Source organism: Streptomyces lomondensis (assembly GCF_014651035.1).
In the GTDB taxonomy this organism is placed as follows: Bacteria; Actinomycetota; Actinomycetes; order Streptomycetales; family Streptomycetaceae; genus Streptomyces; species Streptomyces lomondensis.
Genome location: NZ_BMWC01000007.1, coordinates 354,155 through 370,144, shown reverse-complemented (window position 1 = coordinate 370,144; position 15,990 = coordinate 354,155). Strand labels below are relative to the sequence as shown.

Below are 15,990 nucleotides of genomic sequence, written 5' to 3'. Positions count from 1 at the left end.
TCGCCCCCGCGGGCGGTCCCGGCCGGTCAGTTCCTCGCCGGTGAGGGGGAGGAACCGGGCCGGGCCGCTCCCCCGGGCGGGGGATCCCCGGCCGCGACCAGCCCCGTCTCGTAGGCGCAGATCACCGCCTGGATCCGGTCCCGCAGCCCCAGTTTCGCGAGCACGTTGCCGACGTGCGTCTTGACCGTGTGGTCGCTGACCACCAGCTCGGCGGCGATCTCGGCGTTCGACAGGCCGCGCGCGAGCAGCAGCAGCGTCTCGCGCTCCCGGGCGGTCAGCACGTCCAGCCGGGGATCGGGCCGGCGGGGCCGGGCGGCGGCGGGCCGGGTGTACTGCTCGACCAGACGCCGGGCGACGGACGGCGCGAGCAGCGAGTCGCCCCGGGCGACGACCCGCACCGCGTGCACGAGGTCGTCCCGCCGGACGTCCTTCAGCAGGAATCCGCACGCGCCCGCGTGCAGCGCCTCGTACACGTACTCGTCGGAGTCGAAGGTCGTCAGCATCACCGTCCGGCAGGCGCCCGCCGCGCTGATCGCACGGCAGGCCTCGATCCCGTCCAGGCGCGGCATCCGGATGTCGAGCAGCGCCACGTCGGGCGCGTGCCGCCGCACCGCGTCGACCGCCGCGGCCCCGTCGCCCGCCTCCGCGACGACCTCGATGTCCGGCTGGGCGTCCAGGATCATCGCGAAGCCGCTGCGCACCAGCTCCTGATCGTCCGCCACCACGACACGGATCGTCACGAGCCCACCTCCACCACGACCGGGACCGGAATCCGCACCCGCACCTCGAAGCCGCGCCCGTCCGCTCCGGGCCCGGCGACCGCGCTGCCGCCGTGGGCCGCCGCCCGCTCCCGCATCCCGACGAGCCCGTGCCCGCCGCCGGCGGACGTGGGCCGCGGCCCGTGCCCGTCGTCCGTCACGCGGACCTCCAACTCGTCGGTGCCGTAGTCCAGCCGGACGGACACGGTACGGGCGCCGGCGTGCCGGACGGTATTGGTCAGGGCCTCCTGGACGACCCGGAAGACGGTGGCCGCGACCCCGTCCGGCACCGGCCGGACGACCCCCGCCGTCCCGTAGTCGACGGTCAGTCCGCTCTCCCGCACCCGGTCGAGGAGACCGGGCAGTTCGGCGAGCCCGGGCTGCGGTTCGCGCGGGGAGTCGCCGGGCTCGTCGCCGTCCCGCAGCACCCCCAGCATCCGGCGCAACTGGGCCATGGCGTCCCGCCCGGTGGCGGAGATCGCGTCGAAGGCGGCCTCCGCCCGCTCCGGCGCGACCCGCACCGCGACCGGCCCGGCCTCCGCCTGCACGATCATCAGGCTCACCGCGTGGGAGAGGATGTCGTGCATCTCCCGCGCGATCCGGGCCCGTTCCCGCGCGGCGGCCCGCTCGGCCTCGACCAGGTTCGCCCGCCGGCGGGCGTCGGTCAGCCGCCCGAAGACGTAGGCGGCCGCGAGCACGAAGAGGGAGAAGGTCAGTTCACGCGCGGTCCGGGTGTTGAGCCACACCCCGACCGGCACGGCGACCAGCAGCACGAGCGCGGTGACGAGCCGTTTGCGCGGCGGCGACAGCGCGGCGATCGTGTACACGACCACGAGCCCGGTGTACGGCAGCGGCTGCCCGGGCCCGTCCACGGTCAGCCGGTACAGCGCGTTGGCGGCCAGCACCGCGAACAGCACGGCGACGGGGGCGCGCCGCCGCCAGACCAGGGGCAGCACGCTGAGGGTGCTCAGCCCGTACGCGGCCCAGGTCGCGGGCGGCGACCCGGGCGCGCGCGGCACGAGGAACGGCATGGTCATCGCGCCCTGGACGAGGAGCGCCACGCCGATGTCGATCAGGAGCGGACGGGTGGCCGCCAGGGCCCGCCCCCGCTCCCACCACCCCCGCAGTCCCCCGCGTATGCCCATGGCGACTCACGACCCCCGTCCCGCGCCGGCTGACACGGGAACCGTAAGGGATTCACCGCTCGACCACCGGGCGGAACGCGGCCCGCACGTCCGACTTGGCCGTCGAGACCATCTGGGCGCCCGGTCCCAGGTCGTACATGTAGTACTCGTAGTGCAGCACGCGCGGGCAGCTTCCGCCGTCGATCTGGACCGAGCGGGGGGCGAGGCGCTTGCCGGTGCGGAGTTCGTAGACCTTCAGCGGGATCCTGACCTTGTGGAAGGTCACCCGGTGGGGGAGGTACTTCGACTTCTTGTTCTCGTAGTAGCAGGTCTCGACGGCCGCTCCGTTCTCCGCCGCGTCCGCGCAGACGACGAGCGCGGCCTTGGCCGGGTCGCCGGTGCGCCAGCTGCCGGGGAGCTTGCCGGTGTACTCGGTGTCGCCGAGGAACAGGGCGCGGTTGGTGCCCTTGCGGTAGGGCGGGGCTCCGCTGTACTTGGCGGGCTTGGAGCAGTAGCCGGAGTCGGCGCCGTACGTGTTGCCGACCAGGCCGCGCACGTGGTCCAGTTCGATGGCGAGGGTGGCCTTGCGGACGCCGTCGCGGGCCTCGTCCGTGCGGGCGTCGTCCGGGTAGGTGTCGAGGAGTCGCTCGTAGTGGGTCCGCGCCTGCTGCCAGGCGTCCTCGGTCATCAGGTGGTCGCCGCAGCCGACCAGGGCGGCGGGTTCGGTGCGTGCCGCCGTGTCGGCGGAGCGGTCCAGGACGTCGTGGCTGGGACCGCGGTCTCGGAGCCAGGCGGTGAGGGCGGCGGTGTCGCAGGAGTCGTCGGTGGGGAGGGAGGTGAGGAAGGCGTCCAGGGTCGTTCTGACCGTCTGCTCGTTGCCGGGCTCGTTCAGGACGCCGGCGAGTGTGCCGAAGCCCCGCCCCAGGTCCTCGGTGCTGCCCCGGCGTGCGGCGCGGGCCAGGGTGGCGGCCGCCCCCTCCAGCCGCTCGCACGCCCGCACCACCGCTTCCCCGGGCTCCACCACCGGTGCTCCCGCGAGCCGGTGGGCCCACCCCACCTCGCCCTGCGCGGCCACGGCGGCCTCGCAGTCGCCGGCCTCGCGTGCCTCGGTCACGCGGTTGTCGATGCCGTACGCGTCGATCCGGACCAGTGCGGCGGTCAGCAGCACCGCGAGGGTGGCGGCGAGCGTGGCCGCGCGCTGCCCGCGCCGTACGGCGTGCAGGGGGCGGTGGCGGGCCAGGAACCAGCCGTGGGCGGTGCCGGCCGCCCACCACAGCAGGAGCAGGATCTCGTACCAGGGTTCGGCGGTCCGGGCGGTGAGGCCGAGCAGGACGGCGGTGCCGAGCACGGCGACCGCGGCCAGGCGCCACTGGCGCAGCAGCAGGTAACCGATGCCGAGCAGCGTCGCGTTGCCCAGGGCCGCCGCCACCGGGTCGGCCGGGGCCGGCGGCCTCGGCGGGTCGTACGTCGGGTAGGGCGCGGTCATGGGCGCTCACACCCCCGGGTGCGGTGCCGGGTGCGCCGGGGCGCGTACGGAGAAGTACGCGCGGCCGGTCTCGCCGCTCACCGTCCACACGGCCGCGATGTCGAAGCAGGCGAGCAGGAACGCCGCGAGGCTGGGGGCCCCGGTGGTCAGCGAGCCGATGAAGGCGAAGGTCGTCCCCACCGACGCGAGGGACAGGCACACGATGAGCACCACCCGGACCCAGGCGCGGCGCTTGCGGGCCAGGACGACGCAGGCGACCTGGAGCGCCGCCAGACCCCAGATGATCAGCGCCATGAACCAGGCCATGCCCATCGGCATGAGCAGGTCCTGCCCGTGCTCCTGCTTGCTCCGGTTCTCTTCGAGGATCGCCCAGCCGCCGAAGGCCGAGCCCAGCGCGTGCAGGGCGACCAGGGCGAGGACGCAGATCAGGATCCTCGGCATGCGCGTCTTGGGTGCGTTTGCCATCGTCGGTCACCTCACGCTTTCGTCGTCCGGCAGGGCGTAGACCCGCGCCCAGTCCACTTCGTAGACCGCGCTCTGCAGGCCGTCCCCGTGGAAGTTGTCGAGCTGGATGGTCTGGTGCATGGAGGGGGCGCACTGGATGCAGTCGCGGTCCGCGTTCGCGCCGCCGGAGAAGCGGAACCACTCCTCGCCGTCGAGGAAGCCGCGCAGGTGGTCCGGGGTCCACTCGATCGCGACGTTGTGCCACTGCGACAGGTCCACGCCGCACTTGCGCGCGAACTCCTGCTGTACGGGCACGTCCTCGGGATGGGGGTAGTGCAGGAACGCCTCGGCGCAGTCCTCGCCGGGGGCGCCGTTCTCCAGGTAGTCGTACTCGCCGTCCTCGGGGTGCTGGTTCGAGTCGGGCCACAGGATCAGCAGCGGGTGGTACGCCCGGCCGTTGTCGGGGGCGGTGGCCCGGGAGCGCACGCGGGCCTCCCACCGGCCGTACTTCTGGCCGTACTGCGAGGCGAGCCAGCCGCTGTCGCCGTCGGCCTCGCCGGTCATGCGCAGGACGCCTCCGACGACCCGGGTGTTGGCGTCGCAGCGGCGGCCGTTGCCGCTGTGGCCGGGCCAGCACGCGTCGACATCGCCGCCCGCCAGGCGCCACTTGGCGCGGTCCGGTACGGCGGGGTCGGTCGCGGAGCCGTAGTCGAACTCGTCCGAGCCGGCGGGGAGCGGGGCGCCCCAGCCGTAGCGTTCGGCGGCCGTCGTCGCGGGGGCGGGGGTCGCGGCGGTCGCCGTGAGCGTCAGCGTGAGTGCCGCCGCGCCGAGTCCCGCGGCGAGGTGCCGCTGCCGTCTGTACATGACTCTCCTCCAGCCTCGGATGGATGGCGGGCGCGGTCCGAGCCCTCCCCTCGCAGGGCTCGGACCGCGCCGTGCCCCACACTCAGTCGACCGCCGCGGAGGGTTGTTCGGCAGGCCCTCCCCCGGGGCCGAACAACCAGGAGGCACCGACAGAACCAAGTGACCTGGAGGAAGCGTGAGGATCAGGTGAACGCCCGTGCCCCGTGCGCCGGTACCGCCGATGGTCGGGGCAGGGCGAACAAGGGGAGGGGGCGGACACGTGCCGGGACAAGCGGGGCCGGGCCGCGCCGAGGGCGAGCTGGACCCGGAGGCCGGACCGGTGCAGCGGTTCGCCGCCGGGCTGCGGGAGTTGCGCGAGTCCGCGGGCCGGCCCACCTACCGGGAGATGGCGCGCCGGGCGCGGTACGGGGTGACCACCCTGTCCCAGGCGGCGGCGGGCAGGCAACTGCCCACCCGCGCGGTGACGCTCGCCTACGTCAAGGCGTGCGGCGGCGACCTCGCCGAGTGGGAGCGCCGCTGGCGCGAGGCGTCGGCCGAGCTGGCCGCCGAGGCCGAGGCCGACGACACGGCCCGGCCGCCCTACCGGGGCCTGACCCGGTTCGAACCGGGCGACGCCGAGCTGTTCTTCGGCCGCGACCGGCTCGTGGAGCGGCTGGCCGAGCTGAACCGCAAGCACCGCTTCACCGCCGTCTTCGGCCCCTCCGGCAGCGGCAAGTCCTCCCTGCTGCGCGCCGGCCTGATCCCCCGGCTGCGCACCCCGGGCGAGGACGACGAGGCCCCGCCCGCGGCCGTACGGATCCTCACCCCCGGCGCCGACCCGCTGCGCACCCACGCCGAACGGCTGGAACCCGTGCCCGGCACGGACGCCGACACCTGGCTGATCGTCGACCAGTTCGAGGAGCTGTACACCCTCGGCGCCGACCCGGCCGACCGGGACGCCTTCATCGACCGGCTCGTCGCCGCCACCGAGGCCGACAGCCGGCTGCGCGTCGTCATCGCCGTGCGGGCCGACTTCCTCGGCCGGTGCGCCGAACACCCCGGGCTGACCGCGGCGTTGCAGGACGCGACCCTGCTCGCCGGGCCGATGAGCCGCGCGGAACTGAGGGAGGCCATCGTCCGCCCGGCCGCGGCCGACGGGCTGATCGTCGAACGCGCCCTGACCGAACGCCTCCTGGACGAGGTCGAGGGCGCCCCCGGCGGACTGCCCCTGATGTCCCACGCCCTGCTGGAGACCTGGCGCCACCGCAGCGGCCGCGCCCTGACCGAGGCCGCGTACGAGGCGGCCGGCGGACTGCACGGCGCCGTCGTCCGGACCGCCGAGCAGGTCTACGAGGAACTCACCGAACCACAGGCCGAGCTGGCCCGGCGCATCCTGCTCCGCCTGGTCGCCCCCGGCGACGGCACGGCCGACACCCGCCGTCCCACCGACCACGCCGAGCTCGACTTCGGCAACCCCGCCGACACCCGGGTGGTCCTGGAACGCCTGGCCCGGGCCCGGCTCATCACCTTCGACGACGGCACCGCCGACCTCGCCCACGAGGCCCTCATCACCGCCTGGCCCCGGCTGCGCGCCTGGATCGACGCCGAACGCGACCGGCTGCGCGTCCACCGCGCTCTCTCCGAGGCGGCCCGCACCTGGCAGGCGCTCGGGCAGGAGAACGCCGCCCTCTACGCCGGCTCCCGGCTGTCCGCCGCCCGCGACGCCTTCCCGCCCGTCACCGGCAGCGACGAACTGACCCCGCTGGAGCGGCGGTTCCTCACCTCCTCGCTGCGCCGCCGGCACCGCGCCTCGCTGCTGCGCCGCACGGTCGTGGCCGTCCTCGCCGCGCTCGCCCTGCTCGCCACCGGCACCGCCGTCGTCGCCCTCCAGGCCCGGGCCACCGCGCAGGCCGAACGGGACGACGCCGTCTTCGGGCAGCTCACCGCCGAGGCCGACCGGCTCCGCGAGACCCACGCCGGGCTGGCCGCCCGGCTCGACGTCGCCGCGTACGGCATGCGTTCCACCGCGGACCTGGAGACCCGGCTGGCCTCGGACGCGGGCCGCGTGCTGGCCACCCGGCTGCCCGGCCACGACGGTGTCGGCAGCTCCGTGGCGTACGCGCCCGACGGCCGCACCCTCGCCAGTGGCGGCCACGACGACCTGGTCCGGCTGAGGGACACCGCCGGGCGGGCACTGGGCGAGCCGCTGCGCCTCGGCTCCCCGGTCGGCGCCGTCGCCTTCGCACCGGCGGACCGGCACCTGCTGGCGGCGACCGGTGACGGCGGCGCCATCCGCCTGTGGGACGTACGCGACCGGAACCGGCCCCGCGCCCTCGGCCGCCCGCTGGTGAGCCACGACGAGAAGAACATCGTCTCCGCCGCGTTCGCCCCCGACGGCCGGACCCTGGCCACCGCCGGCGACGACGGCACCGTACGGCTGTGGAACCTGACCGACCCGGCCCGCCCCACCCCGCTCGGCGAACCGGCCCGGGCCGACGAGTCGGACGACGGCAGCGTCCGCGCGGTCGCGTTCGCCCCCGGCGGGACCACGCTGGCGACGGCGGGCTACGACGGCACCGTACGGATGTGGCGCTACGGCGCGGACGACGGCATCACCCCGCTGGGCAAGCCCCTGCGCGCCCACACCGCCCCCGTCTGGACGCTGGCCTTCTCGCCCGACGGCCGCACCCTGGCCACGGCCGGCTTCGACGAGACCGTACGCCTGTGGGACGCCTCGGACCCGGGCCGCCTCACCTCGCTCGGCGAACCGCTCACCGGGCACACCGCGCCCGTCATGTCCGTCGCCTTCAGCCCCGACGGCGAGACCCTGGCGAGCGCGGGCGAGGACGACTCGCCGATCCTGTGGAACGTGGCCAACCCCGCCTACCCGCAGCAGCTCGGGGAGCCGCTGACCGGCCACACCGAGGCCGTGTGGGAGGTGGCCTTCAGCCGCGACGGCCGCACCCTCGCGAGCACCGGCGCCGACGGCGACGTCCTGCTCTGGCACCGGCCGCCGACCGTCCTCACCGACTTCACCAACCCGGTGACCGCCGTCGCCTACAGCCCCGACGGCCGGCTGCTCGCCGCCGCCAGCACCGACGACGGGCTGGTCCGCCTGTGGGACGTCCGCCACCCGGACCGCCCGCGCCGGCTGCCGCGGGCCCTGACCGGCCACGAGGACCAGGTACTCGCCGTCGCGTTCGCGCCGGACGGCCGTACGGTGGCCACCGGCTGCGCGGACGGCACCGTACGCCTGTGGGACGTCTCCGCACCCGACCACCCCACGCTGCTCGGCCGGCCCGTGCGGGCCCACGACGGCGGGGTACAGGCCGTGGCCTTCGCACCGGACGGCCGCACGCTGGCCACCGGCGGCCAGGACGACACGGCGCGCCTGTGGGACGTCGGCCGCCCGGATCGCGCAGCGCCGCTCGGCCGGCCCCTGCGCGGCCACACGGACGCCGTCACCTCCATCGCCTTCGCCCGGGACGGCCGCCTCCTGGCCACCGGCGCGGAGGACGCCACGGCACGCCTGTGGCAGGTGGCCGATCCGGCGCGGGCCAGGCCGGGCGCGGTGCTGTCCGGTCACGAACAGGCCGTCAACGCGGTCGCGTTCGCCCCGGACGGCAGGACGCTCGCGACGGGCGGCGACGACCGCACGGTCCGGATGTTTCACGTGGAACACAACGGCCGGGCCGAGGCACTGGGGGAGGAGCTGACCGGGCACCGCGCCGCGGTCAGGGCCGTGGCGTTCGCCCCGGACGGGACGACACTGGCGACCGGCGGCGGCGACCACACGGTCCGCCTGTGGAACGTGACGGACCCGGCCCGGGCCGAGCCCCACGGCCAGGAACTCACCGGCCACCTCGACACCGTCACCACCGTCGCGTTCAGCCCCCGCGGCGACGCCCTCGCCTCCGCCGGCTACGACCTGACGACCCGCATCTGGACCCTGAACCCGAACCGCGCGGCGTCCTACGTCTGCGACCACACACCCGGCGTCCTCACCCGCGCGGAGTGGGAGGAGCGCCTGCCGGAACTGGCGTATCGGGGGGTGTGCGAGGGGCGATAGTCACTAGGGCTTGGCGAACTTCAATACGGCCCCGTCCTCGTTCTGCGCGACGACGGTCACCTTCAGGGCGTCGCCGAACTGGGCCACGCCGCCCTGGCCGCCGAGGTTCATGATGGTGCTCGGGGTCTGGAAGGTGACCGAGTTGCCGACGGTGATGTGCACGTTCACCCCGTTCGCCGTGACGTCCGCCGTGGACGTCACCAGGATCTCGCACGCGCCGTCCGAGCACGCGGCGACGTTCTTGCCGTCCGCCGCCTCGGGCAGCGGGCCGCTGGGCTCGGGTGAGGGGGAGGAGGTTTCCTCTTTGGGGGGCTTCCAGCCCGGGGCGCATTGCTCGGCCCGCTGGTACGCGGACGCCAGCTGCGGGTCCCGCTCGGCCAGCGCGGGCAGGTCCGGCCGGGGCGGGGTGAGGGACTGGACGTGCCGGTCGATGGCGGCGGCGCCGCTGACGGCGTCCTCGCCGCCCAGGTCCGGGTACATCGCGCGCAGTTGGCTTACGGCCCGCTTCACCTTCTTCCGCCAGGCGCCGAGCAGCCGGTCGGCCGCGGGAACGCCCGGCGGGTCCAGTTCCTCCAGGTCGCTCTCCTCGGTCTCCACCGCCGTCAGCGTCTCGGAGAGGTAGCCGAGGGCCCGGGCCTGGGCGAAGATCTCGGCGTCCGGGTCCCGGATGTCCTTCAGCTCCGCGGTGCTCCTCGCCCGCAGGTCCTTGAGCACCACGGCCGACTCGCACATCTCGCCGACCCACGTCACCAGTTCCCGTGACGGAGCCCGGGCCGGGGCCGGCTTCGCCGCTGCCTCGCCCGACGCGCCGGCCTTCTCGTCCGTCCCGCCGCCGCAGCCGCCGAGCGCCAGTACCAGCCCGGCGGCCATCACGACGGCCGTCCCCCTCTTGCCCATCCGTTCGGCCCCTCTCCGTGCCCTGGTCCGGCTGTCGCACGCCGGATGTCCCATCCCAGTTCAACGAGGCACGGATTGTTCGGCCACTCGGTCCGCGGCGCCGAACAACGCGAGGGCGAGGGTCGGTTCAGGTCGCGTCCGGCGGGGTCCAGGCCGCCACCAGGTCGAGCAGCCCCGGGAAGCGGGCGTTGAGATCGGTGACGCGGACGTGGCTGCGGCGTTCCAGGCCGTACTGGCGCTGGCGGGTGACACCGGCCTCGCGCAGGGCCTTGAAGTGGTGGGTGAGGGAGGACTTGGGGCGGTCCAGGCCGAACCAGCCGCAGGAGTGGTCGAACGTCTCCGACTCCAGCAGGAGCTTCTGCACGATCCGCAGGCGCAGCGGGTCGCTCAGCGCTCCCAGCACCGTCTCCAGACGCAGGTCCTCGACCGCCGGCTCGGGCAGCGGTTCCGGCAGGCCCTCCGGCTCCGGCAACACCCTGATGACCGGCGCCCCTCGAACCGTCGCAGACATAGGCCACTCCCTATAACCCGAATCCTATGTACGAGTTCAATCGTACTGCATGCTAAGTTCGAATGGACTCGTACTGAGCTTGCCCGGAGGGAGCACCCATGTCGGAGAGTCGGACCGTGTCCGCCGAGGCGGTGGACGCCCAGCAACGCCCCGCGTCCCCCGCCCCACCGGAGCCGGCCGCGCCCGCGCGGACCGAGCGCCGTACGCCCACCTGGTGGGTGTGGCTGGCGGCGTGGCCCGTCACCGCCGTCTTCGTGCTGTCCAACGCGGCGACCCCGCTGTACGTGCTGTGGCAGCGCGACATCGGGTTCTCCAAGGGCACCCTGACCGTCGTCTTCGCGTTCTACATCGTCGGGCTGCTGGGCTCGCTGCTCGTGTCGGGCGTCGTCTCCGACCGGCTCGGCCGCAAGCCCGTGCTGCTGCCCGCGCTCGGCCTCGCCCTCGCCGCCTGCGCCATCTTCGCGACCGTCACGACGGTCGCCGCGCTGATCATCGCCCGGCTGTTCACCGGCATCGCCGTCGGCGCCGTCGTCTCCGCCGGCATGGCGGCCGTGACGGACGTCGCGGGCCCGGAGCGCAAGCGGCTGGCCGCGCTGCTGGCCTCCTGCGCGATGGTCTTCGGGGCCGGCCTCGGCCCGCTGCTCGCCGGCCTGCTGTCCGAGACGCTCCCGGCCCCCACCGTGACCGTCTTCGTCGTCGAGGCCGTCCTGCTGGTCACGGCCGTCCTCGCCGTGCTGCGCATGCCCGTACGCCGTCCCGCCGCCCGCGGCAAGGGCGCCTGGGTGCGCGTGCCCGGCGTGCCGCACGGCAACGGCATCCATCTCACCCTGGGCATCGCGGTGTTCGCGCCCGGCATCACCGCCACGTCCTTCGTGCTGTCGCTCGGCCCCACCCTGCTGACCGAACTGCTCGGCACCACCAGCCGGATCGTCTCCGGTGCCATGGCGTTCGTCATGTTCCTCGCCGCCACCGGCGTCCAGTTCGCCGTGCAGAAACTGCGCCGGCGCACCATCCTGACCGCCGGCGCGATCAGCACCACCCTCAGCATGGGAGCGCTGATCGCCGCCGTGCACGCCTCCTCGGTCGCCCTGCTCGTCGCCTCCGCCCTGCTCGCCGGGGCCGGCCAGGGCATGGGCCAGCTCGGCGGCCTCTCGCTGCTCAACTCCACCGTCCCGGCGCAGCGGCTCGCCGAGGCCAACGCCGCGCTGAACGTGGGCGGTTACATCCCGGCGGGCCTCCTGCCGGTGTCCACGGGCTACCTCATGGACGCCGTGGGCCTGCCCACCGGGGCGACCGTCTTCGGCACCGTCCTGATGGGCCTGGCCGTCGTCGGCGCCATCGTCGTCCTCACCGGCCACCGCCGGGTGCCCGAGCCGGCGTGACGCCACGGCGCGCCGGCCGGTCGTGGCCAGGTGGAAGGGGGCCGTGCCGCACGCAGGTGACGTCTCAACTGAACGGGTTCCAATTTGCCCAGCGTGACCGCTGGTTACCGCCGGGCCCTGCCGTCGTCATTCTCCGGTCGCACCGCTTCTCGGCCGTCAGACGGAGCGAGTTCAGCCCCCCAGAGCGATCCTCGGAGCCTCCTTGACCGGGATCTTCATTACGGAACGGGCCGAACGGCAGTGCCCCGAAACCGAGGACCGCACATGCAGCCACTCCCGCACGCCGAAGCACCCACTACCGCCCGCCTCGGACGATTCCACGCCACATGGCGGACCGCCCACGAGCCCGTTGCCGGAGTGTCGCGGCGGATGCGACTCGTTGCCTACGCCGTTCCGTTAGCCGTCCTTCCTTCCAGCATCTGGCGACTCCCGGTCGCGTTCGACGGCGGTCTTGGACTCGGCGAACGGGCGTACGTCGTCTTCCTGTCGATCCTGTCCGAAGTCTTCGCGTTCACTGCGATCGGCCTGATCGCCCGCTGGGGCGAGGTGTTCCCGCGCTGGATCCCGTTCCTGCGCGGCCGCCGGGTTCCGAGGAAGGCGGCGGTCCTCCCGGCCGCTGTCGGGGCCATGGTCCTCACCTTCCTGTTCACTCTCCTGTTCCTCGTCTCCGAGATCAGGGGCACCACGATCCGAGGCGGCGACCCGTCGGCCGACTACCCGAGCCAAGCCGGCGGCTGGGAAGCTGCCTGGTTCTATTTCTGCTACGCGCCGCTGACCCTGTGGGGGCCGCTGCTGGCCGTGCTGACCGTCGCGTACTGGAAGCGCCGTTCCGCGGCCGGGAAGGTACCTGCGGCGGCGTGAGAGTGCCGTCATCTCGCCTTCGCAGTTCTTCGGCAGCAGTTTGTGGTCGAGATGTGCGGACAGACCTCGGCACGACGGTGGGTGTCAGCCGTGGACGCCGCGAGCGGCCAGGGCTCTGTGCAGCGCGCGCATCGCGTAGTACGTGCGGGACTTCACCGTCCCCCGCGGGACGCCGAGGAGAACCGAGACCTCGGCCACGCTGCTGCCGTCGAAGTACATGTGCCTGAGGATCTCGCGCTGCTGATCGGTGAGGTCTTCCAGCGCCTCCGTCACCACATGCCCCGTCAGCAGCCGGTTCACCTCGTCGGCGACGGGGACGTCCGTGTCATCCAGCGCCTCCTGAGCCACCGGGCGCAGCGCCTGCGCGCGGTGATCGTCGATCAGCAGGTTCCGCACGACCGCGAACAGCCACGGCCGCATCGTCTCCGGCGCCCTGCCCAGCGCCCCGCCGTGACGCCAGGCCCGGACGACGGCCTCCTGAAGGATGTCCTCCGCCCGGTGCCAGTCGCCCCGCAGCCGCCGGGCCGCGTACCGCAGCAGCACCCTGCCGTGCTGTGCGTACACCGCCCGGACGAACATCTCGGCGTCCGCGCCGCTCCGCTCCCGGGCCGCCGGGACCCCGCCGCCCACGGTCGGCGTCCCGGCCGACCGGACCTCTGCGACCAGCATCACGTCGCCTCACACTTCTTCACGCCACATCCCCCGTAGGCAAAAAGACAGACAGCACGGGCGCGTCCCACGGCACCGCAACCAACAGGCCGTGCCGTGGGACGCGGGCCGGCTCAGCTGAACAGCGCGTTGTACACGTCGCTCTGCCAGTAGGTGACGAAGGCGGAGCTGTTGAAGTACGTGCCGCCGTTGGGCAGGTTCAGCGTCGCGGCGTTGCCGACCGAGCCGTTCGCCTCCCTGTTGGCGAAGGACACGCCCAGGGTCTTGGCGGTGTGGCCGCTGTGGCCGTCGGGGGTGAAGGTCCCGATGCCGGCGTACCCGGACTCTCCGGGAGCCAGCGTCACGACGGCCTGGGGCTTGCTGGACTCCAGCCACTGGATGGGAGCCTGGGCGCCGGCGCCGGCGCCCAGGTAAGGCGCGTAGTAGAGGTTGCAGGCCTTGGTGCCGGTGTTGGTGGCCGTGAGCAGCAGGTGGTTGATGGGCCGGGGGACGTCTTTGACCGTCAGCTTCGTGTTCGCGGTCGTGCAGGCGGCCGTGACGACCTTGTTCGAGGTGGCGGCGGAGGCGGTCTGGCCCGCGGCCTGGACGCCGACGAGTGCGAAAGCGGCGGCGGCGACCATGGAGGAGGCGGCCACGCGGGTGGTGGAACGGCGTGCGATACGCATGGGATGAACTGCTTTCTCTGAGTTTCGAGTTCCGGATTCAGGTAATCCGGTTCATGGTTGTCGGCCGGACAGATTCGCGGCCGAAAAGGGAAGTTGAGATCAGCGTCACCGCCGTCGAGCAGGGCGGCGTGCTTGGATGACCCAAGCCTGTGCCACGCTCCGTCCCATCCGCCATTCCAACCTGACCTTTGGAACGCTGGGACGTCGGCACTGGCTCTGACCAGGGGGAATGTCCCACTCGTGGGATGTCGAATGAGATGGAGGACCGGTGGGGGCGGCTGAGGAGACAGCTGATTTCGCGGCGCTGCTACGCGAGTTGAAGCAGCGTTCGGGGCTCAGCTACGAAGCTCTGGCCAAGCGGGCGCACATGAGTACGTCGACGTTGCACCGCTACTGCAAGGGGGAGGGGGTGCCTGCCGACTACGCGTCGGTCTCGCGTTTCGCGCGGGTGTGCAAGGCGACCCCGGAGGAAGTGGTCGAGCTGCATCGCCGGTGGGTCATGGCCGACGCGGCCCGGGAACGCTCCCGGCGAGCCGCGGCGGACAGAACGGACGGGCTGCCGGGGGGCGTGGGCCGGGCCCTCGTACCCGACTCCGGCTCCGACTCCGACTCCGGCTCCAACTCCGGCTCCGAGCCGGAGGGTGCTCCGGGATCCGTGACGGGGTCTGGGGGTGACTCTGGGCCGGGTGCCGCGGCCGGGGCTGGGGCGGCTGCCCTGCCGGGGGCTGGGGCGGGAGCTGTGCCGGGGTCCGGGGAGGGGGCTGTGCCCGGAACTGGGGCGGCTGCCCGGCCGGAGCCCGGGGCCGAAACCGTGCAGGGACCTGGGGCCGAAACCGTGCAGGGGCCCGGGGCCGAAACCGTGCAGGGGCCCGGGGCCGAAACCGTGCAGGGACCCGGAGCGGGAGCTGTGCCGGGATCCGGGGCCGAAACCGTGCAGGGACCCGGGACGAATGCCCTGCCGGAACCGTCGGCGGCTGCCCTGGGCGCCTCCGTGGCGGGGCCCGGGAACCGGCACGAACCCGGTGCGGAGGAGTCACCGGAAGTGGGGGCGCCGCCGCGGCGCCCCGTGCCGCGGCGGTCGTTCTTCCGCAGGCGGCGGTTCGTGGTCGTCGCGAGCACCCTGGCCGTGGTCGCCTTGACGACGGCGGTGCTCGAAAACATCGACACCGGCGCGAACCCGGGCGGCCGGCCGCGCGCCACGGAGGTGCTCCCCGATTCCTGGGCACCGCAGGAGTCGGCGTCCCCGTCCCCGTCCTCGTCTCCCTCCGCGCGGCCGAGCCGCTCCTCCGCCTCGAAGACGCCGAGCGCGAAGCCGCCGGCGTCGGCGTCGGCGTCGGCGGGCGGCGGTGCCGCCACGAACCCGGACAACGCGCCGGGGTCCGCCCCGGACGACGACTCCGTGCCGCTGACGGTGAGCGCGCGAGCCCACGACTGGGAGCACTACTGCGGGACGCACTATCTGGTCGACCGGCCACCTGCCCAGGTGCCCCTGCCACCGTCGACGCTGCAGGACGCCGCGAAATGGGCGAGCGACGCCGGCGCCGTCTCCTCGGGCAGGCATCGTGTGTCGCTGACCGTCCAGGGCACCGGCGACAAGGCCGTCGTCATCGAGTCGCTGGACGTCCGCGTGGTCGGCTCGGGCGCACCCCTGGACTGGAACGCGTTCGTGATGGGGGTGGGCTGCGGCGGAGGGGTGGAACCGAGGGAGTTCGGTCTCGACCTCGACGCGGCACGGCCCGCCGTGCGGCCGAAGGCGGGCCAGCGCGGCTTCCCCTACAGCGTCAGCCAGTCCGACCCGGAGGTGCTGTACATCACCGCCCAGACCAAGACCCGCGATGTGAAGTGGTACCTGGTGCTGGAGTGGAGCAGCGGCGGCCGGCAGGGAACGCTGGAGATCACGGACGGCGGAAAACCCTTCCGCACCACCTCCATGACCGGCCGTCCGCTCTACGGCTACATGCCCGGCAGCACCGAGTGGGAGAAGCAGGAGCCGCAGCAGTAGCCGTCCCCGGGCACGTCGGCCCACCGGCGTGCTCGCGGTCCTCAGGAGAAGGGCACCGCGTCCGCGGCGGCCACCACCGCGTACGCCGCCACGGACCGCCCCGCCACACCCCTCTTCGGCGCGCTGAACGACCAGTCCGCGGTCCGTACGTTCACCGTCGGGGACACCTGGCTCACGTACGTCGTAGACGGGGCGATGGAGCTGGACCCCGCGGGCGGGCGGGATGCTAGGCCGTGTCTGACAATTCCCGTCTGCCTCACGACGCCATGCACGCTCCCC

The 15,990-nt window shown here is 73.7% G+C and carries 13 protein-coding genes and 1 pseudogene; 5 read left to right on the top strand and 9 right to left on the bottom strand.

The genetic code is table 11. The annotated features are described in order from the left end of the window. Positions 1–26 precede the first annotated feature (26 nt). The 5 genes from IE255_RS24725 to IE255_RS24705 are packed head-to-tail and all read right to left on the bottom strand — an operon-like array spanning position 27 to position 4,676. Entirely contained in the window at positions 27–740 is a 714-nt protein-coding gene (locus IE255_RS24725) for a response regulator transcription factor (RefSeq protein WP_190052542.1), read from the bottom strand. Then, a complete protein-coding gene (locus IE255_RS24720) occupies positions 737–1,903 on the bottom strand; it encodes a sensor histidine kinase (protein ID WP_190052541.1) in 1,167 nt (388 codons plus the stop codon). The genes IE255_RS24725 and IE255_RS24720 overlap by 4 nt, the downstream gene beginning before the upstream one ends. A 52-nt stretch (positions 1,904–1,955) precedes the next feature. Continuing rightward, positions 1,956–3,368: a hypothetical protein gene (locus tag IE255_RS24715; RefSeq protein WP_190052540.1), complete on the bottom strand. Its 1,413-nt coding sequence runs from the start codon at positions 3,366–3,368 to the stop codon at positions 1,956–1,958. Between the two features lie 6 nt (positions 3,369–3,374). Continuing rightward, on the bottom strand, positions 3,375–3,833 hold the full coding sequence (locus IE255_RS24710) for a hypothetical protein (RefSeq protein ID WP_190052539.1): 459 nt from the start codon (positions 3,831–3,833) through the stop codon (positions 3,375–3,377). A gap of 6 nt (positions 3,834–3,839) precedes the next feature. Continuing rightward, a complete protein-coding gene (locus tag IE255_RS24705) occupies positions 3,840–4,676 on the bottom strand; it encodes a glycoside hydrolase family 16 protein (RefSeq protein ID WP_190052538.1) in 837 nt (278 codons plus the stop codon). Positions 4,677–4,935: 259 nt separating this feature from the next. Between IE255_RS24705 and IE255_RS24700 the strand changes: the two genes are divergently transcribed. Beyond that, positions 4,936–8,724 carry an nSTAND1 domain-containing NTPase gene (locus IE255_RS24700; protein WP_190052537.1) on the top strand — a complete coding sequence of 1,263 codons (3,789 nt, stop codon included), beginning with the start codon at positions 4,936–4,938 and terminating at the stop codon, positions 8,722–8,724. Between the two features lie 3 nt (positions 8,725–8,727). Here the strand turns inward: IE255_RS24700 and IE255_RS24695 are convergent, their stop codons facing one another. Next, complete coding sequence (locus IE255_RS24695; RefSeq protein WP_190052536.1) at positions 8,728–9,621, bottom strand: hypothetical protein; 894 nt, start codon at positions 9,619–9,621, stop codon at positions 8,728–8,730. 127 nt (positions 9,622–9,748) lie between these two features. After that, a complete protein-coding gene (locus IE255_RS24690; protein WP_190052535.1) occupies positions 9,749–10,132 on the bottom strand; it encodes an ArsR/SmtB family transcription factor in 384 nt (127 codons plus the stop codon). A 98-nt stretch (positions 10,133–10,230) separates the two neighbouring features. Here IE255_RS24690 and IE255_RS24685 point away from each other — a divergent pair, with 98 nt between their 5' ends. Both IE255_RS24685 and IE255_RS24680 read left to right on the top strand, forming a co-directional pair. Continuing rightward, on the top strand, positions 10,231–11,514 hold the full coding sequence (locus IE255_RS24685; protein WP_190052534.1) for an MFS transporter: 1,284 nt from the start codon (positions 10,231–10,233) through the stop codon (positions 11,512–11,514). A gap of 264 nt (positions 11,515–11,778) precedes the next feature. Then, positions 11,779–12,375 carry a hypothetical protein gene (locus IE255_RS24680; protein WP_190052533.1) on the top strand — a complete coding sequence of 199 codons (597 nt, stop codon included), beginning with the start codon at positions 11,779–11,781 and terminating at the stop codon, positions 12,373–12,375. Between the two features lie 84 nt (positions 12,376–12,459). Here IE255_RS24680 and IE255_RS24675 read toward each other — a convergent pair whose 3' ends face one another. Further along, positions 12,460–13,044, bottom strand: coding sequence for a sigma-70 family RNA polymerase sigma factor (locus IE255_RS24675; RefSeq protein ID WP_190052634.1), 585 nt, complete (start codon positions 13,042–13,044; stop codon positions 12,460–12,462). A 113-nt stretch (positions 13,045–13,157) separates the two neighbouring features. Further along, positions 13,158–13,709 carry a DUF4232 domain-containing protein gene (locus IE255_RS24670; RefSeq protein WP_229906566.1) on the bottom strand — a complete coding sequence of 184 codons (552 nt, stop codon included), beginning with the start codon at positions 13,707–13,709 and terminating at the stop codon, positions 13,158–13,160. A gap of 268 nt (positions 13,710–13,977) precedes the next feature. Between IE255_RS24670 and IE255_RS40420 the strand changes: the two are divergent. Both IE255_RS40420 and IE255_RS24660 read left to right on the top strand, forming a co-directional pair. After that, positions 13,978–14,133: pseudogene (locus IE255_RS40420) on the top strand (helix-turn-helix domain-containing protein); the annotation flags it as partial. 618 nt (positions 14,134–14,751) lie between these two features. After that, on the top strand, positions 14,752–15,711 hold the full coding sequence (locus IE255_RS24660; protein ID WP_190052641.1) for a hypothetical protein: 960 nt from the start codon (positions 14,752–14,754) through the stop codon (positions 15,709–15,711). Positions 15,712–15,990 lie beyond the last annotated feature (279 nt).

Bases quoted from the DNA above. Each gene is read 5' to 3' on its own strand.
- IE255_RS24720 (WP_190052541.1), bottom strand. From the start codon at position 1,903: ATGGGCATACGCGGGGGACTGCGGGGGTGGTGGGAGCGGGGGCGGGCC.
- IE255_RS24715 (WP_190052540.1), bottom strand. From the start codon at position 3,368: ATGACCGCGCCCTACCCGACGTACGACCCGCCGAGGCCGCCGGCCCCG.
- IE255_RS24710 (WP_190052539.1), bottom strand. From the start codon at position 3,833: ATGGCAAACGCACCCAAGACGCGCATGCCGAGGATCCTGATCTGCGTC.
- IE255_RS24705 (WP_190052538.1), bottom strand. From the start codon at position 4,676: ATGTACAGACGGCAGCGGCACCTCGCCGCGGGACTCGGCGCGGCGGCA.
- IE255_RS24695 (WP_190052536.1), bottom strand. From the start codon at position 9,621: ATGGGCAAGAGGGGGACGGCCGTCGTGATGGCCGCCGGGCTGGTACTG.
- IE255_RS24690 (WP_190052535.1), bottom strand. From the start codon at position 10,132: ATGTCTGCGACGGTTCGAGGGGCGCCGGTCATCAGGGTGTTGCCGGAG.
- IE255_RS24685 (WP_190052534.1), top strand. From the start codon at position 10,231: ATGTCGGAGAGTCGGACCGTGTCCGCCGAGGCGGTGGACGCCCAGCAA.
- IE255_RS24680 (WP_190052533.1), top strand. From the start codon at position 11,779: ATGCAGCCACTCCCGCACGCCGAAGCACCCACTACCGCCCGCCTCGGA.
- IE255_RS24675 (WP_190052634.1), bottom strand. From the start codon at position 13,044: ATGCTGGTCGCAGAGGTCCGGTCGGCCGGGACGCCGACCGTGGGCGGC.
- IE255_RS24670 (WP_229906566.1), bottom strand. From the start codon at position 13,709: ATGCGTATCGCACGCCGTTCCACCACCCGCGTGGCCGCCTCCTCCATG.